General features: G+C 69.7%; 19 protein-coding genes, 1 tRNA gene, 1 pseudogene and 1 CRISPR repeat array. Of the genes and pseudogenes, 12 read left to right on the top strand and 9 right to left on the bottom strand.

The genetic code is table 11. From position 1 onward, the window contains the following. Positions 1 to 122: 122 nt before the first annotated feature. Together AB0L71_RS22860 and AB0L71_RS22855 are read left to right on the top strand one after the other, a co-directional pair. A complete protein-coding gene (locus tag AB0L71_RS22860; protein WP_365245960.1) occupies positions 123 to 563 on the top strand; it encodes a hypothetical protein in 441 nt (146 codons plus the stop codon). 139 nt (positions 564 to 702) lie between these two features. Further along, positions 703 to 1629 (top strand): fused MFS/spermidine synthase, encoded by a 927-nt coding sequence (locus tag AB0L71_RS22855; protein ID WP_365246077.1) that lies wholly within the window; start codon positions 703 to 705, stop codon positions 1627 to 1629. 46 nt (positions 1630 to 1675) lie between these two features. On the opposite strand, the gene AB0L71_RS22850 is transcribed toward AB0L71_RS22855, so the two are convergent. After that, positions 1676 to 2227: a hypothetical protein gene (locus tag AB0L71_RS22850; protein WP_365245957.1), complete on the bottom strand. Its 552-nt coding sequence runs from the start codon at positions 2225 to 2227 to the stop codon at positions 1676 to 1678. 89 nt (positions 2228 to 2316) lie between these two features. On the opposite strand from AB0L71_RS22850, the gene AB0L71_RS22845 reads away from it, so the two are divergent. The 8 genes from AB0L71_RS22845 (at position 2317) to AB0L71_RS22810 (ending at position 13273) form a co-directional block, all read left to right on the top strand. After that, complete coding sequence (locus AB0L71_RS22845; RefSeq protein ID WP_365245954.1) at positions 2317 to 3036, top strand: response regulator transcription factor; 720 nt, start codon at positions 2317 to 2319, stop codon at positions 3034 to 3036. Continuing rightward, positions 3033 to 4493, top strand: a complete 1461-nt coding sequence (locus tag AB0L71_RS22840) for a HAMP domain-containing sensor histidine kinase (RefSeq protein WP_365245951.1) — start codon at positions 3033 to 3035, stop codon at positions 4491 to 4493. Before AB0L71_RS22845 ends, AB0L71_RS22840 begins: the two co-directional genes overlap by 4 nt. A gap of 130 nt (positions 4494 to 4623) precedes the next feature. Then, a complete protein-coding gene (locus AB0L71_RS22835; RefSeq protein ID WP_365245948.1) occupies positions 4624 to 6120 on the top strand; it encodes a cellulose binding domain-containing protein in 1497 nt (498 codons plus the stop codon). 772 nt (positions 6121 to 6892) lie between these two features. Then, positions 6893 to 8218, top strand: a complete 1326-nt coding sequence (locus tag AB0L71_RS22830) for an extracellular solute-binding protein (protein ID WP_365245945.1) — start codon at positions 6893 to 6895, stop codon at positions 8216 to 8218. Between the two features lie 185 nt (positions 8219 to 8403). Then, a complete protein-coding gene (locus AB0L71_RS22825) occupies positions 8404 to 9402 on the top strand; it encodes a sugar ABC transporter permease (protein ID WP_365245942.1) in 999 nt (332 codons plus the stop codon). A gap of 15 nt (positions 9403 to 9417) precedes the next feature. Then, positions 9418 to 10335: a carbohydrate ABC transporter permease gene (locus AB0L71_RS22820; RefSeq protein ID WP_365245939.1), complete on the top strand. Its 918-nt coding sequence runs from the start codon at positions 9418 to 9420 to the stop codon at positions 10333 to 10335. A 120-nt stretch (positions 10336 to 10455) separates the two neighbouring features. After that, complete coding sequence (locus tag AB0L71_RS22815) at positions 10456 to 11919, top strand: GH1 family beta-glucosidase (protein WP_365245936.1); 1464 nt, start codon at positions 10456 to 10458, stop codon at positions 11917 to 11919. A 319-nt stretch (positions 11920 to 12238) separates the two neighbouring features. Further along, positions 12239 to 13273 carry a LacI family DNA-binding transcriptional regulator gene (locus AB0L71_RS22810; protein ID WP_365245933.1) on the top strand — a complete coding sequence of 345 codons (1035 nt, stop codon included), beginning with the start codon at positions 12239 to 12241 and terminating at the stop codon, positions 13271 to 13273. Positions 13274 to 13303: 30 nt separating this feature from the next. After that, a CRISPR array of direct repeats spans positions 13304 to 14063; the repeat unit is 29 nt; unit sequence GGGACCATCCCCGCACGCGCGGGGAGCAG. A gap of 533 nt (positions 14064 to 14596) precedes the next feature. Here the strand turns inward: AB0L71_RS22810 and AB0L71_RS22805 are convergent. Beyond that, the gene (locus AB0L71_RS22805) at positions 14597 to 14785 is read right to left on the bottom strand and encodes a hypothetical protein (RefSeq protein ID WP_365245931.1); all 189 of its coding nucleotides are present in this window, start codon (positions 14783 to 14785) and stop codon (positions 14597 to 14599) included. Positions 14786 to 15228: 443 nt separating this feature from the next. Next, the gene (locus AB0L71_RS22800; protein WP_365245928.1) at positions 15229 to 16413 is read right to left on the bottom strand and encodes a helix-turn-helix transcriptional regulator; all 1185 of its coding nucleotides are present in this window, start codon (positions 16411 to 16413) and stop codon (positions 15229 to 15231) included. Positions 16414 to 16544: 131 nt separating this feature from the next. Here AB0L71_RS22800 and AB0L71_RS22795 point away from each other — a divergent pair, with 131 nt between their 5' ends. Further along, complete coding sequence (locus AB0L71_RS22795; protein ID WP_365245926.1) at positions 16545 to 17084, top strand: flavoprotein; 540 nt, start codon at positions 16545 to 16547, stop codon at positions 17082 to 17084. A gap of 559 nt (positions 17085 to 17643) precedes the next feature. Here AB0L71_RS22795 and AB0L71_RS22790 read toward each other — a convergent pair. From AB0L71_RS22790 to AB0L71_RS22770, 5 genes and pseudogenes are all read right to left on the bottom strand, one after another. Continuing rightward, positions 17644 to 18120, bottom strand: a pseudogene (locus AB0L71_RS22790) (HAD family hydrolase); the annotation flags it as partial. 479 nt (positions 18121 to 18599) lie between these two features. Continuing rightward, the gene (locus AB0L71_RS22785; protein ID WP_365245923.1) at positions 18600 to 18884 is read right to left on the bottom strand and encodes a hypothetical protein; all 285 of its coding nucleotides are present in this window, start codon (positions 18882 to 18884) and stop codon (positions 18600 to 18602) included. A gap of 627 nt (positions 18885 to 19511) precedes the next feature. Next, a tRNA-His gene (locus AB0L71_RS22780) sits at positions 19512 to 19584 on the bottom strand. 125 nt (positions 19585 to 19709) lie between these two features. Then, positions 19710 to 20312 (bottom strand): oligoribonuclease, encoded by a 603-nt coding sequence (orn, locus tag AB0L71_RS22775; protein ID WP_365245920.1) that lies wholly within the window; start codon positions 20310 to 20312, stop codon positions 19710 to 19712. A gap of 10 nt (positions 20313 to 20322) precedes the next feature. Beyond that, positions 20323 to 21552, bottom strand: coding sequence for a helix-turn-helix domain-containing protein (locus AB0L71_RS22770; protein WP_365245917.1), 1230 nt, complete (start codon positions 21550 to 21552; stop codon positions 20323 to 20325). A gap of 937 nt (positions 21553 to 22489) precedes the next feature. Between AB0L71_RS22770 and AB0L71_RS22765 the strand changes: the two genes are divergently transcribed. Further along, entirely contained in the window at positions 22490 to 23011 is a 522-nt protein-coding gene (locus AB0L71_RS22765; protein WP_365245914.1) for a universal stress protein, read from the top strand. Between the two features lie 469 nt (positions 23012 to 23480). Here AB0L71_RS22765 and glmS read toward each other — a convergent pair whose 3' ends face one another. Further along, positions 23481 to 25310 (bottom strand): glutamine--fructose-6-phosphate transaminase (isomerizing), encoded by a 1830-nt coding sequence (gene glmS / locus AB0L71_RS22760; RefSeq protein ID WP_365245911.1) that lies wholly within the window; start codon positions 25308 to 25310, stop codon positions 23481 to 23483. Between the last annotated feature and the right edge of the window lie 22 nt (positions 25311 to 25332).

Genomic DNA, 25332 nt, shown 5'->3' with positions numbered 1-25332 from the left:
GTGATCTGCCATGAACTGCCACCCTTTGCGGCGGCGCGGCACCGTAGCCCTTGACGCTGTCAGGGCGTTGGTCCCTGTGGAGACGGAATCCGGCTCCGCCCGGCGATGAGAGGAGAGGTCCCTTGTTGCACATCGGCACGGAGGCCGGTTCGCGGACGACTGCGACCACCCCGGCTGCGAGCGGTGCCCCGGCACCCGGTCAGGACCACGGTGCCATTCCCTGTGACCTGGTGACCGTCCCGGCCCGCCAGGGACTGGAGGCCGTGGACATCCTCCGCCGGGGCGCCGACCAGGAGTCCGTCGGCCCGGTCCTGCACGACGGTGCCTGCGCCATCGTCGGGTTCCTGGTGCCCCCGGGGACCGCCGACGCCTGGGACGTACCGGGCAGCGCCTGTACGCGGACCGACGGCCGCGGGCTGCGCATGCCGGCCGAGCCGCCGGCCACCGGCAGCGGCTGGCTGCTGCCGCCCGGGGAGGACGCCCCGGTCACGGACCCGGCCGTGCTGAGGGCCGCACTCGACCAGGCGGCCCGGCTGATCGAGGCGGCCGACAACCGCCGCTGACCGCGGACCGACCGCCGGCACGGACCCGACCGGCCGGGGCTCCTGCGGACGCGCCGATAATGGACCCGTGGCGGAACCTTCCGGCACGGCCGGTCCGTACCGGCCCGGAACGATGAGCGGTGAGCAGGCACGAGCAGCGGTGGCACGTCGAGGAGCGTCGAGCAGAGGCGCGGGGGGCCACAAGCGGTCCGACGCCAGGACCGAACGCGGGACCGGACGCGGGACCGGGCGCGGGGCGGCGCCCATCGCCGAGCCGGTGGACGGCGCTCTCGCCGAACTCGTGCCCGACCGTGAGCGCCCGCGCGCCTGGACGCTGACGCTCGACGGCGCCCCCCAGTCCCATGTGGACCTCGACGACCCCACCTGTCTGTCCTTCGAGTACCAGCGCAGGATCGGCCACATCGCCGATCTCGTCGCACCTCCCGGGCAGCCGCTGCACGTCGTGCACCTGGGCGGCGGCGCCTTCACGCTCGCCCGCTACATCGCCGCGACCCGGCCCCGCTCCACCCAGCAGATCGTCGAGGTGGACGCCGCACTCGTCCAACTGGTCCGCCGGGAACTGCCGCTGGACCCGCAGGCCAGGATCCGGGTCCGCACCACCGACGCCCGGGCCGGCCTCGGGAAGATCCAGGACGACTGGGCCGATCTCGTCATCGCCGATGTCTTCAGCGGGGCTCGGACCCCCGCCCACCTCACCAGCACCGAGTTCCTCGCCGAGGTGCGCAGGGTGCTGAAGCCCGGCGGGAGTTACGTGGCCAACCTCGCGGACGGCCCGCCGCTGACCCATCTGCGCGGCCAGATCGCCACCGCGGCCGCGGTCTTCCCGGAGCTGGCGCTCGCCGCCGATCCGGCCGTCTGGCGCGGTCGCCGCTTCGGCAACGCGGTACTGCTCGCCTCGGACGTGCCCCCGAAGGTCGCCGAGTTCACCCGCCGGGTCGCCTCCGACCCGCACTCCGGACGCGTCGAACACGGGCGTGCGCTCGCCGACTTCACCGGCGGCACGGCCGCGGTGAGCGACGCCGACGCGCGACCGTCACCGGCGCCCCCGCCCTCGACGTTCGACTGAGGGACCGCCGGGTGTCCCGGGCGCCCGCCCGCGACACCCGGACCGGTCAGACGATGTCGACCTGGGGCGCATGGTCGTTCCAGGTGCAGAAGACCGACACCGTGGTGCCGTCGTCCCGGCTGAAGTTCACCCGGATCCACGCCGCGTTCGTCCAGACCTGCATCGACCAGCCGGGCGCCGGAGTCGCCGAGACGAGCTTCGCCCAGTCGTCGCCGAGTTCGAAGACGACCCGGCCGCCGTCCGTCGCGTAGTTCCTCACCGCGCCCTGACGCGCGGTGGAGCGGGCCGGTGAGGGGCTGCCGGCCGCCGGGGTCCGGGACGGCTGCCGGGAGGGGGACGCGGAGGTCGCGGGGGCGCTGCGGGGAGCGGTGCCGGTGGGCGAGGGCGACGGGGACGGCGCCGCTTCGGGGCGCTGGGTCGAGGACGACAACTCCTCGGTGGGCAACCGGGCGCCGCGGGCGCCCGCCGCGATCGGTACGGCACGCGGCGGGTCGTACGCGGTGCCCGCCATCACCGTGTGCACACCCCACCACGACAGCGTGGCCGCCGCCCCGGTGGCGAGCAACCACGCGAGCACGTGTACGAGTCCTCGTTGCATCCGGCACATCCTGCACCACCGGACCCCGCACCGTCCCCGAACCCCCACGGACAGGACCGCGGGCCTCCGGATGGCGTACGGTGCCGCCCATGCCAAGTGTGCTCGTGGTCGAGGACGACCAGTTCGTGCGATCCGCCCTCATCCGGCACCTGACCGAGGCCTCCCACACGGTGCGCAGTGTCGGCACCGCGCTCGAAGCGCTGCGCGAGGTCGCCCACTTCCGCTTCGATGTCGTCGTCCTCGACCTCGGCCTGCCCGACCTCGACGGCGGCGAGGCGCTGAAGATGCTGCGCGGCATCACCGACGTACCCGTCATCGTCGCGACCGCGCGGGACGACGAGAGCGAGATCGTCCGGCTCCTCAACGACGGTGCCGACGACTACCTGACCAAGCCGTTCTCGGTGGAGCACCTCTCCGCCCGGATGGCCGCCGTGCTGCGTCGTTCGCGCGCGGCCGGGAGCGAGGCACCGGCGCCGCGCGTCATCCGGGTCGGCGGGCTCTCCATCGACCCGCTGCGCCGCCGGGCCGAACTCGACGGCACCGAACTCGACCTCACCCGACGTGAGTTCGACCTGCTGACCTTCCTGGCCGGGCGGCCCGGAGTCGTCGTCGCACGCAAGGAACTCCTGGCCGAGGTCTGGCAGCAGTCCTACGGCGACGACCAGACCATCGACGTCCATCTCTCCTGGCTGCGACGGAAGCTGGGCGAGACGGCCGCCAGACCCCGCTATCTGCACACCCTGCGCGGAGTGGGCGTGAAGCTCCAGCCGCCCGCGGTGCAGCCGCTCGGCCCGGACCGGCCCGCATGAGATGGGCCCTGGTCAAGGTCTGCCTGGCCGTGACCGCGATGGTCGCGATCGCCTTCGCCGTACCGCTCGGTCTGGTCGTCAAGGAGATGGCCCGCGACCGCGCCTTCTCCGACGCCGAGCGGCAGGCCGCCACCATCGCGCCGACCCTCTCGATCACCACCGACCGCACCGAACTCGAAACGGCCGTGCTCACCACCGAGCCGGGCGGCGCGGGCCGGATGGCCGTGCACATCCCCGCCACCCAGGAGACGGGCAGCGTGCCGGTGGAGATCGGAACCCGGCGCGCCGCCCGCAAGGACCTGGAGACCGTACGGAAGTCGGGGCGCGCCTCGATCAGCGGGGTGCCGGGCGGCTCCGTGCTGCTCCAGCCGACCGCACTGGGCTCCGGGGGCATCGCCGTCGTCGAGGTGTTCGTGCCCGAGGACGAGGTCACCCACGGGGTCACCGCCGCCTGGCTGATACTGGCGGGCGTTGCTGTCGCACTGGTCGTCGGCTCCGTCGCGGTCGCGGACCGGCTCGGCGTACGGATGGTGCAGCCCGCCGGACGGCTCGCGGCGGCAGCCCGAGACCTGGGCGAGGGAAGGCTGGGGACCAGGGTTCCGGAGGAAGGGCCGGCCGAACTGCGCTCGGCCGCCTCGGCATTCAACTCCATGGCCGACCAGGTCGTACAACTCCTCGCTGCCGAGAGGGAAATGGCCGCCGATCTCTCGCACCGGCTGCGCACCCCGCTCACCGTGCTCCGGCTCAACGCCGCTTCGCTCGGCGAGGGCCCGGCCGCCGAGCAGACCCGGGCCGCGGTCGAACAGCTGGAGCACGAGGTCGACATCATCATCAGGACCGCCCGCGAACAGCGCCCGCAGACCCAGGGGCGCGGCGGCGGGCCGGGCGTCGGCTGCGACGTCTCCGAGGTGATCAGGGAACGGATGGCCTTCTGGTCGGCGCTCGCCGAGGACGAGGGCCGGAAGGTGAGCCTCGCGGGAGTGGACCGTACGGCCCGCATCCCGGTCGCGCGCACCGAACTGGCCGCGGCCCTCGACGCATTGCTCGGCAATGTCTTCCGGCACACCCCCGAGGGAACCGCCTTCGCGGTCGATGTGCACCACAGCGGTGACGCCGTGATCGTGCTGGTCTCGGACGCGGGCGGCGGCATCGCCGACCCGGAGGCGGCCCTGGAGCGGGGCGGCAGCGGCCGGATCGGCCCTGGCGGAACCGGGGCGGCGGTGGGTTCCACCGGACTCGGTCTCGACATCGTCCGCCGGGTCGCGGAGTCCACCGGCGGCGATGTGCGGATCGGCCGCTCGGTGCTCGGCGGGGCGGAGATACGGATCTGGATCGGGCTCGACGGCCGGCGCCCGGAGCGCGGCGGGCGCGGCCACCGGGTGGGGAGGCGGCGACGCGGGGCGGTCCTCGGGGACGTGTCGCGCCGATTCCGGTCCGATCCGGGTCCGAACCTTTAACCAGCGCCGATGCGTTCCTTAAGGCAGTCCTAAGATCCTCAATCCGGGCCCGGAAGAAGCGATTTGTCGGGTTGTCGGTCGCTAGCGTGCTCCTCGCACCCCACCCCCGCAGGACAGAGGCAGGCACCCGATGGGCACCAGGACGCACCGGCGCACGGCGAGCACCAGGAGCAAGGCGATCGGCGCGGTCGTCGCCGCGGCCGTCATCGGCGGGGCGGCCTTCGCCCTCACCGGGACGGCCCAGGCAGCCTCGGTGGCAGCCGCGTACACCAGGACCAGCGACTGGGGGAGTGGCTACACCGGGCAGTACGTCATCACCAACGACACCGACACGGCGCAGTCGGGCTGGACGCTGGAATTCGACCTGCCCGCGGGCACCGCACTCTCTTCTCTGTGGAACGGTGACCACACCGTCAGCGGCCGCCATGTCACGGTGAAGCCCGCGAGCTGGAACAAGCGGCTGGCGCCCGGCGCGTCGGTCACCGTCGGCTTCGTCACCTCCTCGACCGGCACGGCCGCCGACCCGGCCGGATGCCTCATCAACCACGCGAAGTGCTCCGTGGACACCTCGGGCACCCCGGAGCCCAGCGGCCGCCCCACCGAGACCGCGACCCCCACCCCCACCGCCACGGCGACCACCTCCCCGACGCCGCAGCCGACCGGGACCACCACGGCCACCCCCACGGCCACCCCCACGCCCACCCCCACCGAGACCGGTGGCGGCGGTTCGACGAGCAGCGCGGGCTTCGCCCCGTACATCGACACCTCGCTCTACCCGGCCTACGACCTCCTCGACACCGTCACCAGGACCGGGGTGAAGGAGTTCCACCTCGCCTTCGTCACCGCCGGCGGCGGCTGCACCCCGCTCTGGGGCGGCGTCACCGCACTCGGCGACGACCGGGTGGCCTCCCAGATCGGCGCGCTGCGTGCCAAGGGGGGCGACGTCCGGGTCTCCTTCGGCGGGGCCGTCGGCGCCGAACTGGCCCTGCGGTGCACCTCCGCCTCCGACCTCGCCACGGCATACGGCAAGGTCATCGACACCTACAAGCTCACCAAGGTCGACTTCGACATCGAGGGCGGCGCACTGCCCGACACGGCGGCGAATTCCCGCCGCTCCCAGGCCATCGCACAGCTCCAGAAGTCCCACCCCGGCCTGGACGTCTCCTTCACCCTGCCGGTCATGCCCGAGGGGCTGACCCAGCCGGGCGTCGATCTGATCGCCGGTGCCAAGAAGAGCGGTGTCACGGTCGGCGCGGTCAACATCATGGCGATGGACTACGGCTCCTCGTACAGCGGCGACATGGGCACGTACGCGATCCAGGCGGCCACCGCCACCCAGGCCCAGATCAAGGGCGTGCTCGGACTCTCGGACGCCGCCGCCTGGAAGGCCGTGGCCGTGACACCGATGATCGGTGTCAACGACGTCAGCACCGAGGTCTTCACGGTCGCGGACGCCACCCAGCTGGTGGAATTCGCCCGACAGAAGGGGATCGGCCGGCTGGCGATGTGGTCGGGCACCCGCGACAAGGCGTGCACGGGAGGGCCGAAGCCGAGCGCCGACGCGACCTGCAGCTCCATCGCCCAGGAGCCGCTGGCGTTCACGAAGGCGTTCGGCGCGTACAAGTAGCCGCGCCACCCCCTGCAGACCACCGACCCCCACGGATCACCCTCCCCGCGCATCCCGGCCGGCCCCCACACCCCCACATCCGGCCGGGGTGCGCCCCCACGTACGGGGCACCACCCTCCCGGAGCGGCACGGTCCCGGACCGTGCCGCTCCCGTACGTTCCATGCTGCTGCCCCCTGCTGCCCCGCCGCCGCTCGATGCCGGCGGGCCGCACCGCACGGGCCGAACCGGAATCGACGCCCGCCCGGTTGCGCGCAGCCTTCCCAGGGGTGCGGCTTCGGAGAAAGAAGGCGGATCCGCCCCGGAGCCCCCGCCGCGCGCGATAGCCCGTTCACCTTCCGGCGGGCGATCGGAGGTGAACCGGAGATGACCGCGCCGCTTCCGACGGCGGACCAAAATGCGACACAGCGGCGGTGGCTCGATCTCACCCCTCCGTCACCCTCCCTCAGAAACCATTCTGACCTGCGGTTTTCCGGAAAACCGCAGAGGTTCGGACGGCCTGCGGCGGATATGGCAAGACTTGGGCGGGACACGGTCTCGTGACTTGCAGGACACACTCGGGCAACGGAAGCGTCTTCAACTCTTGACACCCACCCCCTTGAGGCAGCAACCTTCCGACATCGACGCATGGGAGCGCTCCCACATCGAGTGGTTTCCTCCGCTCGAACGGCACTGCCCGTGTTCTCCCCCCTGAGCCAGTTGGCAGCCGCACCCACCAGTGCGTATGCCGCCCCGTTAGAACGCCAGTCCCACCCTGGAACAAGGAGTAGTGGAATGCGTATCACCCGCACCGTCGCCGGACGGAGCCGCAGAGCCGCGGTTCTGGCCACCACCGGCCTGTCGGCTGCAGCCCTGCTGCTGACCGGCTGCAGCAGCGACTCGGATTCCTCGGACAACAGCTCCGATGCGAACGGGAAGATCACGCTGACCGTCGCCGACTTCGGGCAGTTCGGCTACAAGGAAGCCGGTCTCTTCGAGAAGTACCACGAGCTGCACCCGAACATCACGGTCAAGGAAGACGTCACCGCAGACGAGAAGACCTACTACCCGAAGCTGCTCCAGCAGCTGAACTCGGGCAGCGGTCTCGCCGACGTCCATGGCCTCGAGGTCGGCCGGATCAAGGAGATCGTCGACACCAAGGCGGACTCCTTCGCCGACCTCAGCAAGGTGATCAACGTCGACGACTGGGTCTCCTGGAAGGCGAAGCAGGCCACCACGTCCAGCGGTGCGGTGATCGGCGCGGGTACGGACATCGGCCCGATGTCCCTCTGCTACAACACCGAGCTGTTCGAGAAGGCCGGCCTGCCGACCGACCGCGCAGAGGTGGCCAAGCTGGTCGCCGGGGGCTGGGAGGACTACCTCAAGCTCGGTGAGAAGTACAAGAAGAACGCCCCCAAGGGCACGTACTTCATGGACTCCGCCAGCGCGATGTTCAACGCCGTGGTGAGCTCCAACGCGGAGCAGTACTACGACGAGAGCGGCAAGGCGATCTACAAGGACAGCGCCAGCGTCAAGCAGGGCTGGCAGCTCGCGGCCGAGGCCGCGGACAAGAAGCTGACGCAGGGCCTGGCCCAGTTCAGCGACCCGTGGAAGGCCGCCCTGCGCAAGGGCACCGCCGCCACCGTGGCCTGCCCCGCGTGGATGGCCGGCCAGATCTCGGTCAACGCCGGTGACGCCAACAAGGGCAAGTGGAGCATCACCACCGCGCCCGGTGCGACCGCCGCCAACTGGGGTGGCTCCTTCCTCGCCGTGCCCAAGTCGGGCAAGCACGTCGCCGAGGCCAGCGAGCTCGTCAAGTGGCTGACCGCCCCCGAGCAGCAGGCCGCCGTGTTCAAGGCGATCGGCAGCTTCCCGTCCAACAAGGCTGCCTACGAGCTGGCCGACGTGAAGAACGCGACGCTGGAGTACTTCAACGACGCGCCGATCGGGCAGATCTACGCCGACGAGGCCAAGTCCATCCCCGAGGCGGTCCTCGGCCCGAAGGACGGCGTGATCAAGGACACCATCTCCACCCAGATCAACAACATGGAGCAGCGCGGCACCAGCGCGGATGACGCGTGGAAGGCTGCCACCGAGTCGATCGACAAGGCGATCGGCTGACCTTCGCCGGTGCGGGCGGCCCCCAGGAGCCGCCCGCACCGGCGCGTGCACGATCCCGCCCGGCCCCGGTCGCTCTCGGCAGCCACCTCGCACCTCAGCCACCACGCCCCGGGCCCCCCAGCCCCGTACCTGGGCGATCGATCGAAGTACCGGCAACCCAGCAACGCAGGGAAGGACTCCCGCCCGTGGCCACCTCGACTCCCACCCGGGACGCATACGCCCCGCCACCCGGCGGTCCCCAGAAGACCTCGGCGGGCCCCCACCGGTCTGCGTGGCGCAGCCGGCTCTGGAGGTTCGACGACAAGGCGTCGCCGTACGCCTACATAGCCCCGTTCTTCCTCGTCTTCGGGGCTTTCGGCCTCTACCCGCTGCTGTACACCGGATGGATCGCCCTGCACCGGGTGGAGATGACCGGCCTGGACCAGATGGAGTGGGTCGGCTGGGGCAACTTCGACAAGATCCTGCACGACTCCGAGTTCTGGACCGCTGTCGGCAACACCTTCCTCATCGGGGTCATGTCGACCGTTCCGCAGCTGCTGGTCGCGCTCGGCCTGGCCCACCTGCTGAACTACAAGCTGCGGGCCAGCACCTTCTGGCGGACGGTGATCCTCACCCCGTACGCCACCTCCGTCGCCTCCGCGGCCCTCGTCTTCGCCCTGGTCTTCCGGGCCGACGGCGGCCTGCTCAACTGGGCGCTCCACTTCATCGGCCTCGGCGACACCAACTGGGTCAACGGCCACTGGACTTCGAAGATCGCGATCTCGGTCATCGTGATCTGGCGCTGGACCGGCTACAACACCCTGATCTACCTGGCCGCCATGCAGGCGGTACCGACCGATCTGTACGAGGCCGCATCGTTGGACGGCGCCTCGCGCTGGCAGCAGTTCCGCAAGGTGACCATCCCCGCGCTGCGGCCCACGATCCTCTTCACGATCGTCATCTCGACCATCGGCTCCATGCAGTTGTTCGGTGAGCCCCTGCTGCTGGAGGGCGGCACGCTCGGAGCCATCGGCGGCAACGAGCATCAGTACGAGACGCTGAGCGTCTACCTCTACAACTACGGCTGGAATCTGGGGCACCTCGGTCCGGCCGCCGCAGTGGCCTGGGCGATGCTCGCCCTCCTGCTGATCATCGCCGCGGTCAACTGGCTCATCGGCCGCTTCGTACGCAAATCCGCGGTCTGACCGGGAGCGATTTCCATGACCATGACCAGCCCCACCACAGCCCCGGCGCGCGGTACCGCGCAGCCGGCCCACCGGGCGACGCGGCGCCCGTCCCGCTTCAAGCCGGGCGCCGGCCAGCAGTTGAAGGGCGGCCCGTTCGCCTACATCGCCCTGACCGTCGTCGGCATCGGCTCGCTCCTGCCGCTCTACTGGACCCTGGTGGCCGCGTCCCACACCCAGGACGAAGTGCTCGCCTCCACACCGCCGTTCCTGCCCGGCGGGCGGCTGTTGGACAACCTCGACGCGGCCTGGACCCAGGCCAACCTCGGCAAGGCGATCGTCAACAGCTTCATCGTCTCGCTCTGCATCACGGCCGCGACGCTCTTCTTCTGTACCCTGGCCGGCTATGCCTTCGCCAAGATGCGCTTCCGGGGCCGCGGCGCGCTGATGACCGGGGTCATCGCCACCCTCACCATCCCGCCGCAGCTCAGCGTCGTCCCGCTGTTCATGATGATGTCCGACATCGGCTGGGGCGGAAAGCTGGAGTCGGTGATCTTCCCGACCCTGGTGAGCGCCTTCGGCGTGTTCTTCATGCGGCAGTACCTGAGCGAGGCACTGCCCTACGAACTCATCGAGGCCGCCAAGATCGACGGCGCGAACAACTTCCGCATCGTGCGGAGCGTGGTGCTGCCGGTGGCCCGCCCCGCGATGATGGTGCTGGGAATGCTCACCTTCGTGCAGGCGTGGAACGACTTCTTCTGGCCCTACCTCGCCCTCAACCAGCAGAACCCCACGCTCCAGGTGGCCCTCGGCCAGCTGAGCGCCTCCTACACCCCCGACCAGAGCATCGTGATGGCCGGTGCGCTGATCAGCACCCTGCCGCTGCTCGTGGTCTTCGTGATCTTCGGCAAGCAGATCGTCGGGGGAATCATGTCCGGCGCCGTCAAGGGGTGACACCGCGTCACCCGTCACCTCCGGATCTCCCGTACGGCCTGTTCCCTGACCACAGGCCGTGCGGGCCCGGAGTCCCACCTTCATCAGACCCTGTTCGTCCACCCTTGGGAGCGCTCCCGCATGACAGCTGTACGACCCGACATCGCCCCGAAGCAGGCGCCCGAGACGGCGGGCTTCCCGACCGGTTTCGTCTGGGGGGCGGCCACCGCCGCCTACCAGGTCGAGGGTGCCGCGGCCGAGGACGGCCGTACCCCTTCCATCTGGGACACCTTCAGCCGCACTCCGGGCAAGGTCCGCAACGGTGACACCGGCGACATCGCCGCCGACCACTACCACCGCTACCGCGACGACGTGGCGCTGATGAAGGAGCTCGGCCTCAAGGCCTACCGCTTCTCCGTCTCCTGGTCCCGGGTGCAGCCCACCGGCCGCGGCCCCGCCGTCGAACGCGGGCTGGACTTCTACCGCAAGCTCGTCGACGAGCTGCTCGAAGCGGGCATCACGCCCGTCGCGACCCTCTACCACTGGGACCTGCCCCAGGAGTTGGAGGACGCCGGCGGCTGGCCGCAGCGGGAGACCGCCGAGCGCTTCGCCGACTACGCCGCCATCATGGCCGGCGCCCTCGGCGACCGCGTCGGCACCTGGACCACCCTCAACGAGCCGTGGTGCTCGGCCTTCCTCGGTTACGGCTCCGGCGTGCACGCCCCCGGCCGTACCGACCCGGCGTCCGCCCTGCGCGCGGCCCACCACCTCAACCTCGCCCACGGCAGGGCGATGGAGGTCCTGCGCGACCGGATCCCCGCCACCGCGCAGACCTCGGTCACGCTCAACCTCCACCAGGTCCGCCCGCTGACCGACAGCGCGGCCGACGCGGACGCCGCCCGCCGGATCGACGCGGTGGGCAACCGCGTCTTCACCGGCCCGATGCTGCACGGCGCGTACCCCGAGGACCTGATCGCCGACACCAGCCACCTGGTCGACTGGTCGAAGCTGGTCCACGACGGCGACCTGGCGGCCATCTCCCGCCCGATCGACGTCCTGGGCATCAACTACTACACGCCGACGCTGGTCTCCACGCCCGCCGACGGCTCCGGCGACTCCCGCGACGACGGCCACGGCAACAGCGAGTACTCCCCGTGGCCCGGCTCCGAGCACGTCGCCTTCCACCTCGCCGAGGGCAAGCCGCGCACCGCGATGAACTGGGCCATCGACCACAACGGGCTGTACAACCTGCTCATGGACGTCGCCCGGGACAACCCCGGCCTGCCGCTGATGGTCACCGAGAACGGTGCGGCCTTCGACGACTACGTCTCGCCCGAGGGCCGGGTGGAGGACCCCGAGCGGATCGCGTACCTGCGCGACCACCTCGGCGCCGTGCTGCGGGCCGTGGCCGACGGGGCCGACGTCCGCGGCTACTTCCTCTGGTCCCTGCTGGACAACTTCGAGTGGGCGTACGGGTACTCCAAGCGCTTCGGCGCCGTCTACGTCGACTACGCCTCCCAGCGCCGCATCCCCAAGGCGAGCGCCCACTGGTACTCCGACGTCATCCGCCGCCACGCGCTGCCTCCGGTGACCGACCTGGGCTGACCCGCACCCCGACCCGAGACCCGGCCGTCCGTGCCGGGTCTCCGTCGTTTCCGCCCTTTCTCCCGTCGTTTCCCCCTTTTCTCCGGTCTTCCCGGGTCTTCTCCGGTCTTCTCGGGTCTTTCCCAGGGGTTTTCTCCGGGGTTTCCGCGCTTTCTCCCGAGGTCGCGGAACCCGAACCGTCATGGACATAGGATGGGAGCGCTCCCACTTCTGGTCCTGTGGAGAGGCCGCCTGGGCATGCCGAAGGTCGAGGGACCCAGCACCAGGACTTGGTTCGGGTATCCGACTGTGAGAAATTGACCGCGAACGGGAGGCAGCCATGACGGCAGCGCGAGTACGGAGCGGTGGGCGGCCGCCCACCCTCGAAGAGGTCGCGGCACGGGCGGGGGTGGGGAGAGGCACGGCTTCGCGTGTCATCAACGGCTCCCCCCGGGTCAGCGCGCAGACCCGCGAAGCGGTGGAGGCGGCCGTCGCCGAACTGGGTTACGTACCCAACCGCGCGGCCCGTGCGCTCGCCGGAAACCGCACGGACGCCATCGCCCTCGTCGTGCCCGAGCCGGAGACCCGTTTCTTCGCCGAGCCGTACTTCTCCGACATCGTCCGCGGTGTCGGCGCGGCGCTCGCCGACACCGAGATGCAGCTGCTGCTGACCCTGGTCGGCAACGACCGCGAGCGGCGCAGGCTGGCCCAGTATCTGACCGCGCACCGCGTCGACGGCGTGCTGCTGGTCTCCGTCCACGCCGACGACCCGCTCCCGGACCTGCTGGAGCAGCTCGGCATGCCGACGGTGATGAGCGGCCGCAGATCCGGCTCCGAACCGCTCGCCTCGGTCGACTCGGACAACTTCGAGGGCGCCCGCGCCGCCGTCGAACACCTGGTCTCCCGGGGTCGCCGGGTCATCGCGACCATCGCCGGACGCCTCGACGTCTACGGTGCGCAGCGCCGCCTCGACGGCTACCGCAAGGGCATCGCCGCGGCCGGCCTCGAACCGGACGAACGGCTGATCGCCCCCGGCGACTTCACCGAGGAGGGCGGCGCCCGCGCCATGCGCGAGCTGCTCGCCCTGCGCCCCGATGTCGACGCGGTGTTCGCCGCCTCCGACGTCATGGCCGTAGGGGCCCGCCAGGTGCTGCGCGAGGCCGGCCGGCGCATCCCGGACGACGTGGCCCTCATCGGCTTCGACGACTCCGCCGTGGCCCGCCACATGGACCCGGCGCTCACCAGCGTGCGCCAGCCGATCGAGGAGATGGGCCGCATGATGGCCCACGTACTGCTCCAGGAGATCGCGGGCTCCAACAAGGAGCGCCCGCAGATCGTGCTCCCCACGGAACTGGTCGTCCGCGACTCCTCGTGAGGGGGGTGGGGAGGGGCGCGGGGGCCTTTCGGGGGCATCCCCGCGTGGGCGGGGAGCAGTGCGAGCCGGTCTCGCTAAAACGGGTGCCGATGGGGTCACCCCCGCACGCGCGGGGAGCAGTTCGCAGACCAGGCCGTAACGTTCCGGTGTGGGGACCATCCCCGCACGCGCGGGGAGCAGATGTGCAGTGTCCATTCCCGGCGCTGCACCACGGGACCATCCCCGCACGCGCGGGGAGCAGGAACCCCTCAGCCTCACCGACATCAGCCGGGCGGGACCATCCCCGCACGCGCGGGGAGCAGCAAACGAAGCACGTCGAACGCACATGGGCGCAGGGACCATCCCCGCACGCGCGGGGAGCAGTGCTCGACGTGCACGGTCGTGGACGACGGGCTGGGACCATCCCCGCACGCGCGGGGAGCAGTCCACGCCGGGTACGAGCACCTGGCCGTCGACGGGACCATCCCCGCACGCGCGGGGAGCAGACCTCCGTGGATCTGCACCGCAGCAGGTCGAGGGGACCATCCCCGCACGCGCGGGGAGCAGTCGAAGCCGATCATCCCGCTGAGCCCCTGGCGGGGACCATCCCCGCACGCGCGGGGAGCAGTGGCCGAGGCCGGTCACCGTTGCCCGACGGACGGGACCATCCCCGCACGCGCGGGGAGCAGAGAGAGGTTCAGAGGGGTTCGAGCGGTGCGGAGGGACCATCCCCGCACGCGCGGGGAGCAGTCGGCTCCGAAAGGAACGTCGGCGAGATAGTTGGGACCATCCCCGCACGCGCGGGGAGCAGACTGGCTGACCTGCGGCTTTATCTGCCGCGAGCCCTGAAATCAATGACTTTCGCCGATTCGGACATTTCTGAATGAAAGGTATGGGTGTGGGGTCGTGGAGGACCGGCCATCGTGTTCCGGTGGTGCTCCCAAGCTTCTGAAGAGCGCGGAGGGTTGACGTGTGTCATGGATCAACCCTCCGTCATTCAGGGCGGGTGGCGGGACTCGATTCGGTTTTGTTCCCGCCCTTGACCCACTCCGACACTCAAATTCCATTCTAATGAGTTCAGTTCGGCATTGGTGGGGGCCACTGGAAGATGCCAGAGTCGAGAGTGTCCGACAGCGATTGGACGCGGGAGTGATCGGCCGGCAGTCGCTGGGCCGTAGGGGACGGCATTCGCGCCGCCGGCACCAGCCCAGACTGACCCGGCTGGATATCGTCGGGCGCACTGGCAGGGGCCGGGGCGCGCAGGTCTTGGGGAATAGCCGCCCATTTCCGGTGGTGCAGTAGAGCCCGGCCGCGACCGATCGGCGACAGTCGCGGGGCGGGAGGTCACAGGGGGCGTGCGTCACGGTCCAGTGCTCGCCTGAGGCGCGCCTTGCCGGATCGGGGTGTGGGTTTGCAGGCCGGCGAGCCGGGCGGGTGTGCGTACATGTCCTCGCGGGCTCCGCTCATGGAGGTGCCGTGGGCGACGGTCGCATAGGGGCCCGTGATCACGCGGTCGCAGTCGATGCAGATCATCGACGGGTCTCCCGCCAGACGCGGCCGAGCCGTACGGCGGTCGGGCACGCGGCTCCGATACGGCAGGTGGCGCAGGCCACGGTGTGACCCAGCCAGGTGCGATACGCGGTGTCCGGGCCCGAGGCCCGTTTCGTGGGAGTGATCACGTGCGGCCCTTCCAGCAGGAGTGACAGCAACGGGGGAACCAGTGAACCGAAGTTCCGTACGCATCCACAGGACGTGGGCCGAGGTTGTGCGCAGCGTCATTCGACAAAGGCGCCGCGCACCAGACGCAGTTCGCTCCGCGCTGCTGATTGCTGGTCAGTGCGCTGACCGGCGGTAATTCCCTTGCGGGCATGGCATCTCCGACTCGTCACTGATCAGGTGAGAAACAGAGTGACGGGCCGGGAAGGGTTCAACGCTCACAGATTCGTGAGCGTTGGCAGCTCAGGGGGAGAGTGTGGCTACAGGCCGATCCAGGCGGCCATGTGGCCGAGGGCGTCAGGGGTGCGACGTGCGGAGTGCACCAAGCCCTTGAGGGTCTCCCGAGCCCCCGGGTGGTAGCGCGTCTGTTCCGGCGCGACGTGCCGGGCATCGATGATGCTGCTCAGTGCGGCTTCAGTGCGGCCGGTCTCCATTTCTGCGCGGGCTCTGTCGATGAGGAAGTGGGCACGCCGAGATGTGGCCAGAGCCGTCGGCAGCTTGATCTTCCGGGCCTGCTTCAGGGCTTCGTCGTACTGCCGCATCTCGACCGCGGCAGACATGCGGTGCAAGGCGACGTTCGTCGGGCCGAAGCTCAGCCAGTGCACTTCGGAAGCGTCACCGGTCTGTTGGGCACACTGCTTCGCCTCTGCAATGTGCGTATCGACCGCGCTCTGGTGGTCGGCGCGGGCTGCGATGACTGAGGCCCCGAGGTGAAGTTGCCCGGTGACGGCGACAGCCTCCCGGGTCTGCTCTGCGGCGCCGACGATGCCGTGGCCGGCAGCGACGAGACGCTGCCCGATCGTGTACTCGCCCTCCCGGAAGTACACCAAAGCCCGCATGTACTGCCGGATGGCTGCCAGGCACGGGTCAGAGGCCCGACAGGCTGCCCAGTCCATGCGGTCCAGGGCGACTGAGCTCAGGTCGTAGTAGCCCAGCTTCACACTGATGTCGTGTGCGGTGCGGTACGTAGAGGCGAGCGCCTGCCACAGTTCCGTCGACTGGGCTCGCCAAGCCGCGGTGGTGAGTTCGGAGATCGTGGCGGGCAACATGCGGGCAGCGTTCCTCAAACGAGTTGCCCGCACCAGGGCACAGAGACCTTCGGCACCGGCGATCAGTTGCTCAGCCGACCTGTCGGGAATGGCGTCGTCGGCTCCCAGGTCGTACAGGTCAAGCGCCTCCCTGATAGGACGGACAAGCTCGGCGAGGCGGTCCTGCTGTAGTTCGGTCACGTAGGGCTGTCCCGTCAGCACGGTGACATCGATCCGGAGTGCCTGGGCAACCGCCGCGACGAAGTCGACGCCCGCCGGTTTGGCGCCGCACTCGACTTGGTTGAGCAGGCTGTACGAGTACGGGATCCGGTCCGCGAGCTGTCGCTGTGTCAGCCTGGCGAGTCTCCGCTGCTCTTTGATCCGGGCGCCTGTGTGGTCGTCTTCCCGTCTGGGCATACGGGTCTCCGTTCCTGACTCGTCATCCGGAACGGTACCCGCGCCGCATCATGCAAGACCCCGCGTCGCCCCTGATCCTCCCGGTTCGGGGGGTGGTTGCATGTCCTTGGCCCGGAGGGTGGGATGGGCACATGACGTCTCGCGTGCTGTACCTGTTCGGTTCTGCAGCCCCGCCGGTGCTCGAAGCGGGCCAAGTGATCGCGGAAGGCCAAGGCCGCGGCTGGGACGTCTGCCTGGGGCTCACGGAGACTGCCGCGAAATGGCTGGGGCCGCAACTGCACAAGCTGGAGGAGCTGACCGGCCACCCGGTGCGCTCCGAGTACAAACTGCCGGGCGAGCCGGACGTATGGCCGCCGGCGGACGCAATCCTGCTCGCGCCGGCCACGTTCAACACCATCAACTCCTGGGCCCTCGGCCTGACGTCGTCATTCATCGTCGGCGTAGTGGCTGAGGGAATCGGGAAGCGCATCCCGACGGTGACGATGCCGTGCGTGAACGCCGCCTACGTGCGACACCCGGCTTTCAGCCGGTCGGTGGAGACGCTGCGCGGCGCCGGCGTGACGGTGCTCTACGGCGAGGGAGGCTTCGAGCCGAACCCGCCTGGCGAGCCTCGCCCGGACGGGTACCCGTGGCATCTGGCCCTGGACGTGATCAGTGCCGTTACCGGCTGACGCTGGAAATGGTGGCTCGGCCGAGGGCGAACAATGGCATCTGGGAGCATGAAGTGCCCTGTCGGCTCAAGGGGGTCTGCTGAGCTCAGTAGGCAGACAGCTGATCTCATTTTTCGGGCAGGAGTGAACCATCCCCGCACGCGCGGGGAGCAGGACGCGGATGCCCCGGTACGGACCGTAGTGACGGGACCATCCCCGCCTGGGCGGGGAGCAGCCCTCGGGCGAGGACGTGAGCCACCAGCACTCGGGACCATCCCCGCACGCGCGGGGAGCAGACGGACTGACCTGCGACTTTATCTGTCACGAACCCTGAATCCAATGGCTTTCACTGATTCGGACATTGCTGAACAAAAGTTAGGCATGAGATGCGGGTGACTCCGGGCGGTACTGACCACCGCATTGTTCCGGGGTGCACGCAAGGTCTGGGCGCCGGCAGAGGGGTGACGTGCGTCAGGACCAACTCTCCTTCATTTGGTGCGGGTTCCGGTCCTGGTTGCGCACCAGCGTGAGCGATGCCTGCGGAAGCTCGATGAGCGGCTGTACGGGTGGATGACGACGGTCAGCGCGCTCGCTCGTTGAACTGCTTGATCTCTTCCGGGAGTTGGACCAGCGACTCCATGCGGAACGTGGGCAGGTCCCGCGCTTCGGTGGTGTCCCACTGGATGGTGCCCCACGGCCCTCGGCGGATGAGCGCGGCGTGCATCCCGGCGGCTATTGCGGGACGCAGGTCGTTGTCGACACGGTCGCCGACATACAGGATCTCGCTCGGTTCATAGGGAACGACATCGGCGACGCGCTCGAAAAACAGCGGGTCGGGCTTGCTGGCGCCCCAGTCGTACGACGTGCCGATCAGATCGACGTCGTCGGTGAACAGCTGGCGGAGGATGCTGCCCGCGCGCACGGTCTGGTTGCCCGCGATGCAGAGCCAGAGCCCATCGGCTCGAAGCTGCGCAAGAGCCAGCCGGACGTCCGGGTACAGGTCGGTTTCGTCGAAGTGCTCGGCTTTCCCAGACTGCGCGCGCTTCTCCCGCTCGGCCGCAGCTTGTTATTCGCGACACAACGCGGACGGTCTGTCGCGGTCTCCCTGTGTGCGTGGGGGTGTCCCGCCCTGCGGGCCGCGAGCAGAACGAGCGGCCGGGGTATCTCCGTAGCCGCGGAACCACATAGAGAACATGTCGCCGCCCGCTGTCCTCGGCCGGTGTGACTGCCACTGGCGAAGTTCATGGCGGGCCCGGTGGTCGAGGCGCGGTCCGCGGCACCGAGCGCGGGAGATCGGTCGTCCGGGGCCCTCCGCCGGGCCCCTGAGCGGCTCGGAGCGCCCAGGCTTGCCCCGGTCGCTCTCCGTCCCGGTCGCGTCACTCCGCGGGCGCCGTGTGCCCCTGCTCAGGCCGGTCCGCGACGCCCTCCGAGGGGACTACAGCATGGCGCAGGGGCGACCACACCTGCCTGCCAACGCCCCGACATGGAAAAACGGTCCGACGGGCGAGCCGTCGGACCGCTGTGAAAGAAAAAAGATCAGTCCCCGAAAGTGACGATGTAGATCGGGCTGTTGTAGGGCTGCTCCTGGTGCACCACCGGGCACGACGTCTTCTGCTTGCTTTCCTCGGTCTTGATCTGGATTCCGCAGAAGGGCGACCTGTCCCAGTCGAGGTACTTGAACTGGCTGAGGACGGGGATGTCGTCCCCTCCCTTGTGCTCCTCCATCCCGTTGCGGGGGTCGGCGCTGGCCCCGCCGATGCCGGCGAGGAGGATCCCGCAGGTAGCCACGGCCACCGCTGCGATCTTCCGGACGTTCTTCATGGTGTTCTCCTTCGCTGCACTGCCCGGGATCGGGCAGCTCCGTGGAGAACGATGCACGAAAAGGGATCAAAGCGTAGCGTTGCGAATCTTTCGGGCACTCGCATGGCCGCATAAGTCATGAAATACCTGGACACTACTTACTACTGCCTGTGCGTGGTGATGTTCCCATGGGTCCCGTCGGGGATGGATCAGACGTGAGCGCTCCCGTCGGCCTCGCGGACGTGGCCGAACCTGTCGTGCGAGGGGTTGTTCCGCCGGCGGCGACGCCCAGCGGTCCGCTTGCGTACACGGTCGACCTGGGCGGCGGAGAGTGCAATCCGGCGTCGGGCCTGCTCGGCCTTCGGCGGGCAGTCGTGGGGTGCTGCTCGCCCTGGGGTCGACGAGTTTCTGAACCGGTCGGCTGACATCTTGTCACCGAAGCTCGGGTTCGTTGCTTCCGCTGCGCGGCCGCCCCACACCCACCGGACCGGATAGGCGAGGGTGCCGTCTTTCCGTGCACGCTTCCTGACGGTCACCAGGGCAGGGAAGCGGGCCCGGTTCGAGGGGGGCGTCGGGTCGTGGTGGGGCCGTGAACCGACAAGAGATCAGCCCCCGACCCGTTTCCCAGGTCAGGGGCTGATCATTCAGGGTGAGTAACGGGACTCGAACCCGCGACATCCTGGACCACAACCAGGTGCTCTACCAGCTGAGCTATACCCACCATGCCCGGTCTTTTCTGACCGGCCGAGAAAAAGTGTACAGGGTCTGAGAGGGTGCTCGCGCCTCCGTTGTCCGGCCGCTGGTCACGTCCTCGGAAAGGTCCGTGACCAGCGGCTTCACGCGGTCCTACGGCGTGGGCGGCGCGACACGTGCCGCGATTGCCTTGGCGCGCTCCGAATCCGGGCCGGGCGGCGGCACGAAGACGGCCTCGCGGTAGTAGCGCAGCTCCGTGATGGAGTCCCGGATGTCGGCGAGTGCCCGATGGTTGCCGTTCTTCTCCGGACTGTTGAAGTACGCCCTCGGGTACCAGCGGCGCGCCAGTTCCTTGACCGAGGACACATCGACGATCCGGTAGTGGAGGTAGCTCTCCAGGGCTGACATGTCCCGAGCAAGGAAACCGCGGTCGGTGGAGACCGAGTTTCCGCAGAGCGGGGCCTTGCCGGGTTCCTTCACGTGCTCGCGGACATAGGCCAGCACCTGGGCCTCGGCGTCGGCCAGGGTGGTGCCCCCGGCCAGCTCGTCGAGGAGGCCCGAGGCGGTGTGCATCTGGCGCACCACCTCGGGCATCGTCTCCAGGGCCGTGTCCGGCGGCCGGATCACGATGTCCACCCCGTCGCCGAGCACGTTCAACTCCGAGTCGGTGACCAGTGCGGCCACCTCGATGAGTGCGTCTTCCGTCAACGAGAGCCCGGTCATCTCGCAGTCGATCCACACCATGCGGTCGTTCATGGCCCCCAGCCTACGGGGCGCTCCGTTGACCCGGCAGGGTCGGGCGCCCCGCGGCATACGCGTCGAGGTCCGGCTTGCCGTACTCCGACTGCCCCGCCCCGACCGCCGCCGACGGGACGGCGAGCGGACCCGGTGGGGCTGCCGCGACCGTGGTACGGCGGCCCGCCGGGGTGCCCTGTGCGGGCACCATCGGCTCGGTCGCCGGGGCGACGGGCTCCCCGCCCTGCGGTCGACGGACCCGGTAGGCCGCCCGGTACGCGGCGGGGGAGGAGCCCAGCTGGCGCCGGAAGTGTCCGCGCAGCGCGACCGGCGAACGGAAGCCGCAACGACCCGCGACCTCGTCGACCGAGTACTCGGACGTCTCCAGCAGCCGCTGCGCCTGCAGGACCCGCTGGGTGATCAACCACTGGAGCGGCGCGCTGCCGGTGAGTGAGCGGAACCTCCGGTCGAAGGTCCGCCTGCTCATGTAGGCACGCGCGGCCAGCGTCTCCACGTCGAACTGCTCGTGGAGGTGCTCCAGGGCCCAGGCCACGACCTCGGCGAGGGGGTCGGAGCCGATCTCTTCAGGTAAAGACCTGTCGAGGTAGCGCTCCTGACCGCCGCTGCGCCGCGGCGGCACGACGAGCCGACGGGCCAGTGCCCCGGCGGCCTCCGTGCCGTGATCCGAGCGGACTATGTGCAGGCAGAGATCGATCCCGGCCGCCGTCCCGGCGGAGGTGAGCACGTCGCCGTCGTCGACGAAGAGCTCACGCGGGTCGACATGCACCGACGGATAGCGCTTGGCCAGCGTCGGTGCGTACATCCAGTGCGTGGTCGCCGGGCGGCCGTCCAGCAGTCCGGCGGCGGCGAGCACGAATGCGCCCGTGCACAGCCCGACGATGCGGGCCCCTTCCTCGTGGGCGCGGCGCAGCGCGTCCAGTGCCTCGGCGGGCGGCGGCGAAGTGATCGAACGCCAGGCGGGCACCACGACGGTGCCTGCCCTGCTGATCGCCTCCAGCCCGTACGGCGCGCTCAGTTCGAGCCCGCCGGTGGTCCTCAGCGGCCCCTCTTCCCCGGCGCAGACGAGGAGTCGGTAGCGCGGAACTCCCGCGTCCTGACGGTCGATTCCGAAGACGGAGAGCGGGATCGAGCTCTCGAAGATGGGGCCGCCGCTGAACAGCAGCACGGCGACGACTTCCCGTCGTCGTCGTCCACTGAGCTTCCGTACAGCCTCCGTTGCGATGGCGGAGTCCTGGCTCATGACGCTAAGCCCCCCTCGGTGTTCGCGTCTTCCTGGTCCTTACGGGCCTGTCGTTCCCGCACTTTTCCCCTCGGTCCTGCACGAGTCCCCGTCCTCGATGCCCAAGATCGAATCTACTGCTTCCCGTGGTGCCGACGTGACAAGTTCACCAACCGGCGTTATGTCGACAAGGCAACTTGGCGGGAAGCGTTCGATCACGAAGGGTTGCACTCGGTGGCCGCGGAGGGAAGAGGGTCTCTCCTTCATGGCCCGTCCCCATCGGGTGGAAGCGTACCGTGCGGTCTCTTCCGGCCTGGTGGCAAGGGGGTTGCTCGGCCAATCCTGCAAGGAAGTGGAAGGGTTGGGAAGTTGGCTGAAAATAGATGGTTGTGCATGCGTGATTCAGCTGTTGGACCGGCGCACAACCCCAGGAAGAGGCCACTTCTTTGCACCCCTCGGCGGATCGGGCGGCCGGACGTGTGGAGCGTCGCATGCCGGACACTCCCGGAGGGAATCCGGCAGAAGGCCCGATATCGCTCCCGGTCCCGGGTGAGCGGTCCGGGCGGGGTCGGTGGGCCTCGGCGGATGCGAGGTGACTCCTGGGCGCGGCCCGCCGCTCCGGCGACGGGCGGCGGCCGCGTGCTCCCTCCCGGGCCGGCCCGTGCCGGGGGCGCCGTGGAAACGGCCCGCGGGTACGATGCCGCCCGGCCGTCGAGGGGCGCCGGTCGGACCCGTGACGCCGGTGTACTGCGCAACCGGCATTGCCATACGGGGCTGCCTCGGGCATGCTCCGTGAAACGTCCTACGCGCTTTGCGTGGGTCTGGGCAGTGCAGGAGTGGCGCCGTACCCTTGGGGGTAAGGGGTTGGGAAGATGTTTCCCGGACACCGCAGCACCGTCCCACGACGCACCTTCCCCACGTCGCTCTCCTCACGAGGACTCTCTTCGCCGAGACACCGATGGCCGGTCACGAATTCCCTGAACCCGCCGACCGCAAGCAGGTAGCCGATCCCATGTCGGACCCGCAGGCGGTCGAAGAAACACGCCATTCCTGCGATCCTGCCTTCCGGCACGGGGTCGTCGTCGGCTTCGACGGCTCGACCTCCAGTGAGCGTGCTCTCGCGTACGCGATCGGGATGGCCCGGAGATCGGGTTCCGGCCTGATCATCGTCCATGTCGCCAACCGGCTGCCGACCACGGTCTGGGCAGGTTGTGAGCCGCCCGTCTTCGTCGATGTGCCCGACCACCGCACCGAGGTGCTCGGCCTGGAGCTCGCCTGTGCGGACTACCTCTCCGAGGTGCCCTGGGTGCTCGTCGAGCGCGGTGGGGACATCTGTCACGAGCTGGAGGAGGTCGGCCGGGAGTACTCGGCCGACGCGATTGTCGTCGGCTCCACCCACGGCGTCGTCGGCCGCATCTTCGGTTCCGTGGCAGGGCGTCTGGCACGGCGCGCACAGCGCCCGGTCGTCGTCATTCCCTGAACTTCCCCCGTCCCGGGACGTCGTCGCCGTCACACCCGTCACGAGTTGCCTGCCGTTGGTTGACATGGCGTCAAGTCGCCTGCGGAAACCGGCAGTCCGCCGACTCGGAGAGAGGGGCCGGGAACGGATGCAGGGTGCGCCGGGGTCCGCGGGGGAGCTTGGCCGCCGCACCCTGAGGGCTCCCGGCGCGGTCGGGGATGTTCCCGCGGGGGTGCAGGCGCCGCTGTCCCGTCCATCTCGCCCGGGGCTTGCCCTCCTGGCGTCCGATACCGGTCACACCCGAGTCGTGCGCGGTGGCGAGGTCGATGCTTTCTCGCCCCCCGGCCCGGCCGTCGTCCGGCGCCCGGACCGGGAGCGGCCGAGGAACGCGACAGCGGCGCGGAGAAGGGCAGGGACCGGACGTCCGGATGCCGTTCTCCGCGCTGCCCTGTCGGGCACAGCCGTGCGGAGCGCCTGCTCCGCGGGGTGTCTACTCCACGGTGACGGACTTCGCCAGGTTGCGCGGCTTGTCGATGTCGCGGCCCATGGCCAGTGCCGTGTGGTAGGCGAAGAGCTGGAGCGGGATGCCCATCAGGATCGGGTCCAGCTCGTTCTCGTTCTTCGGCACGACGATGGTGTGGTCGGCCTTCTCCTGCACCTGGTGGGCGACGGCGAGGATGCGGCCGTTGCGGGCCTTGATCTCCTCCATCGCGGCGCGGTTCTTCTCCAGCAGGTCGTCGTCCGGCACGATCGCGACCGTCGGCATGGCGGGCTCGATCAGCGCCAGCGGCCCGTGCTTCAGCTCGGAGGCGGGGTACGCCTCCGCGTGGATGTACGAGACCTCCTTGAGCTTCAGCGAGGCCTCCCGGGCGACGGGGTAGCCGCGCACCCGGCCGATGAACATCATCGACTTGGCGTCCGCGTACTCGGCCGCCAGCCTCTTGATCTCGTCCTCGTTCGCCAGGATCTCGCTGATCTGGGCGGGCAGCCTGCGCAGCCCCTCGATGATCCGCTTGCCGTCGGCGACCGACAGATCCCGGATCCGGCCCAGGTGCAGGGCGAGCAGCGCGAACGCGACGACCGTGTTGGTGAAGCACTTGGTGGACACGACGCAGACCTCGGGGCCGGCGTGGACGTACGTACCGCCGTCGGCCTCCCGGGCGATCGCCGAACCCACCACGTTGACCACGCCGAGGACCCGGGCGCCCTTGCGCTTGAGCTCCTGGACGGCGGCCAGCACGTCGTACGTCTCACCGGACTGGGAGACCGCGACGTACAGGGTGTCGGGGTCGACGACCGGATTGCGGTAGCGGAACTCCGAGGCGGGCTCGGCGTCCGCGGGGATACGGGCCAGCTCCTCGATCAGCTGGGCGCCGATCTGGCCCGCGTGGTACGAGGTGCCGCAGCCGAGGATCTTGATCCGGCGGACCCCGCGCGCCTCGCGGGCGTCCAGGTTGAGGCCGCCGAGGTGCACGGTGGAGAAACGGTCGTCGATCCGGCCGCGGAGCACCCGGTCGACGGCGTCCGCCTGCTCGGAGATCTCCTTGTGCATGTAGGTGTCGTGGCCACCCATGTCGTACGACTCGGCCTCCCACTCCACGGTGGTCGGCGTGGCCGTCGTGGACGAGCCCTCCGTCGTGTACGTACGGAAGTCGTCGGCCTTGAGGGTGGCCATCTCGCCGTCGTCGAGGGTGACGACCTGGCGGGTGTGGGCGACCAGCGCGGCGACGTCGGAGGCGACGAACATCTCCTTCTCGCCGATACCGAGCACGACCGGGGAGCCGTTGCGGGCGACCACGATGCGGTCGTTGAAATCGGCGTGCATGACGGCGATGCCGTACGTGCCCTCGACCGAGCGCAGCGCCTCGCGGACCTTCTCCTCCAGGGTCTCGGCCTGGGCGCGGGCGATCAGGTGGACCAGGACCTCGGTGTCGGTCTCGGAGAGGAAGACGACGCCGTCGGCGACGAGCTTCGCACGGAGCTCGGAGGCGTTGTCGATGATGCCGTTGTGGACGACGGCGACCTTGTGGTCGGCGTCCAGGTGCGGGTGCGCGTTCTCGTCGCTCGGGGCGCCGTGGGTGGCCCAGCGGGTGTGGGCGATACCGGTGGTGCCGGTGAAACGCTTGGGGATGCGGGCCTCCAGCTCGCGGACCCGGCCCTTCGCCTTGACCATCTTCAGGGCGGCGGGCTTCCCGGCCGGCGCCTTGCCGGTGATGACGATGCCCGCCGAGTCGTAACCCCGGTACTCCAGCCGCTGCAGCCCTTCCAGCAGCAGCGGAGCCACATCACGCTTCCCGATGTATCCGACGATTCCGCACATGGATTCTCTGCCCCTCCATCGA

Source organism: Streptomyces sp. NPDC052052 (assembly GCF_040680455.1).
GTDB lineage: Bacteria > Actinomycetota > Actinomycetes > Streptomycetales > Streptomycetaceae > Streptomyces.
Note: the sequence above shows the minus strand (reverse complement) of the source record. Positions and strands in the feature narration are given on the sequence as shown.

Excerpts from the sequence above, each read along its gene's own strand:
- AB0L71_RS22850 (WP_365245957.1), bottom strand. The coding sequence starts at position 2,227 with ATGCAACGAGGACTCGTACACGTGCTCGCGTGGTTGCTCGCCACCGGG.
- AB0L71_RS22845 (WP_365245954.1), top strand. The coding sequence starts at position 2,317 with ATGCCAAGTGTGCTCGTGGTCGAGGACGACCAGTTCGTGCGATCCGCC.
- AB0L71_RS22840 (WP_365245951.1), top strand. The coding sequence starts at position 3,033 with ATGAGATGGGCCCTGGTCAAGGTCTGCCTGGCCGTGACCGCGATGGTC.
- AB0L71_RS22835 (WP_365245948.1), top strand. The coding sequence starts at position 4,624 with ATGGGCACCAGGACGCACCGGCGCACGGCGAGCACCAGGAGCAAGGCG.
- AB0L71_RS22830 (WP_365245945.1), top strand. The coding sequence starts at position 6,893 with ATGCGTATCACCCGCACCGTCGCCGGACGGAGCCGCAGAGCCGCGGTT.
- AB0L71_RS22820 (WP_365245939.1), top strand. The coding sequence starts at position 9,418 with ATGACCATGACCAGCCCCACCACAGCCCCGGCGCGCGGTACCGCGCAG.
- AB0L71_RS22815 (WP_365245936.1), top strand. The coding sequence starts at position 10,456 with ATGACAGCTGTACGACCCGACATCGCCCCGAAGCAGGCGCCCGAGACG.
- AB0L71_RS22810 (WP_365245933.1), top strand. The coding sequence starts at position 12,239 with ATGACGGCAGCGCGAGTACGGAGCGGTGGGCGGCCGCCCACCCTCGAA.
- AB0L71_RS22805 (WP_365245931.1), bottom strand. The coding sequence starts at position 14,785 with ATGATCTGCATCGACTGCGACCGCGTGATCACGGGCCCCTATGCGACC.
- AB0L71_RS22800 (WP_365245928.1), bottom strand. The coding sequence starts at position 16,413 with ATGCCCAGACGGGAAGACGACCACACAGGCGCCCGGATCAAAGAGCAG.
- AB0L71_RS22795 (WP_365245926.1), top strand. The coding sequence starts at position 16,545 with ATGACGTCTCGCGTGCTGTACCTGTTCGGTTCTGCAGCCCCGCCGGTG.
- AB0L71_RS22785 (WP_365245923.1), bottom strand. The coding sequence starts at position 18,884 with ATGAAGAACGTCCGGAAGATCGCAGCGGTGGCCGTGGCTACCTGCGGG.
- orn (WP_365245920.1), bottom strand. The coding sequence starts at position 20,312 with ATGAACGACCGCATGGTGTGGATCGACTGCGAGATGACCGGGCTCTCG.
- AB0L71_RS22770 (WP_365245917.1), bottom strand. The coding sequence starts at position 21,552 with ATGAGCCAGGACTCCGCCATCGCAACGGAGGCTGTACGGAAGCTCAGT.
- AB0L71_RS22765 (WP_365245914.1), top strand. The coding sequence starts at position 22,490 with ATGGCCGGTCACGAATTCCCTGAACCCGCCGACCGCAAGCAGGTAGCC.
- glmS (WP_365245911.1), bottom strand. The coding sequence starts at position 25,310 with ATGTGCGGAATCGTCGGATACATCGGGAAGCGTGATGTGGCTCCGCTG.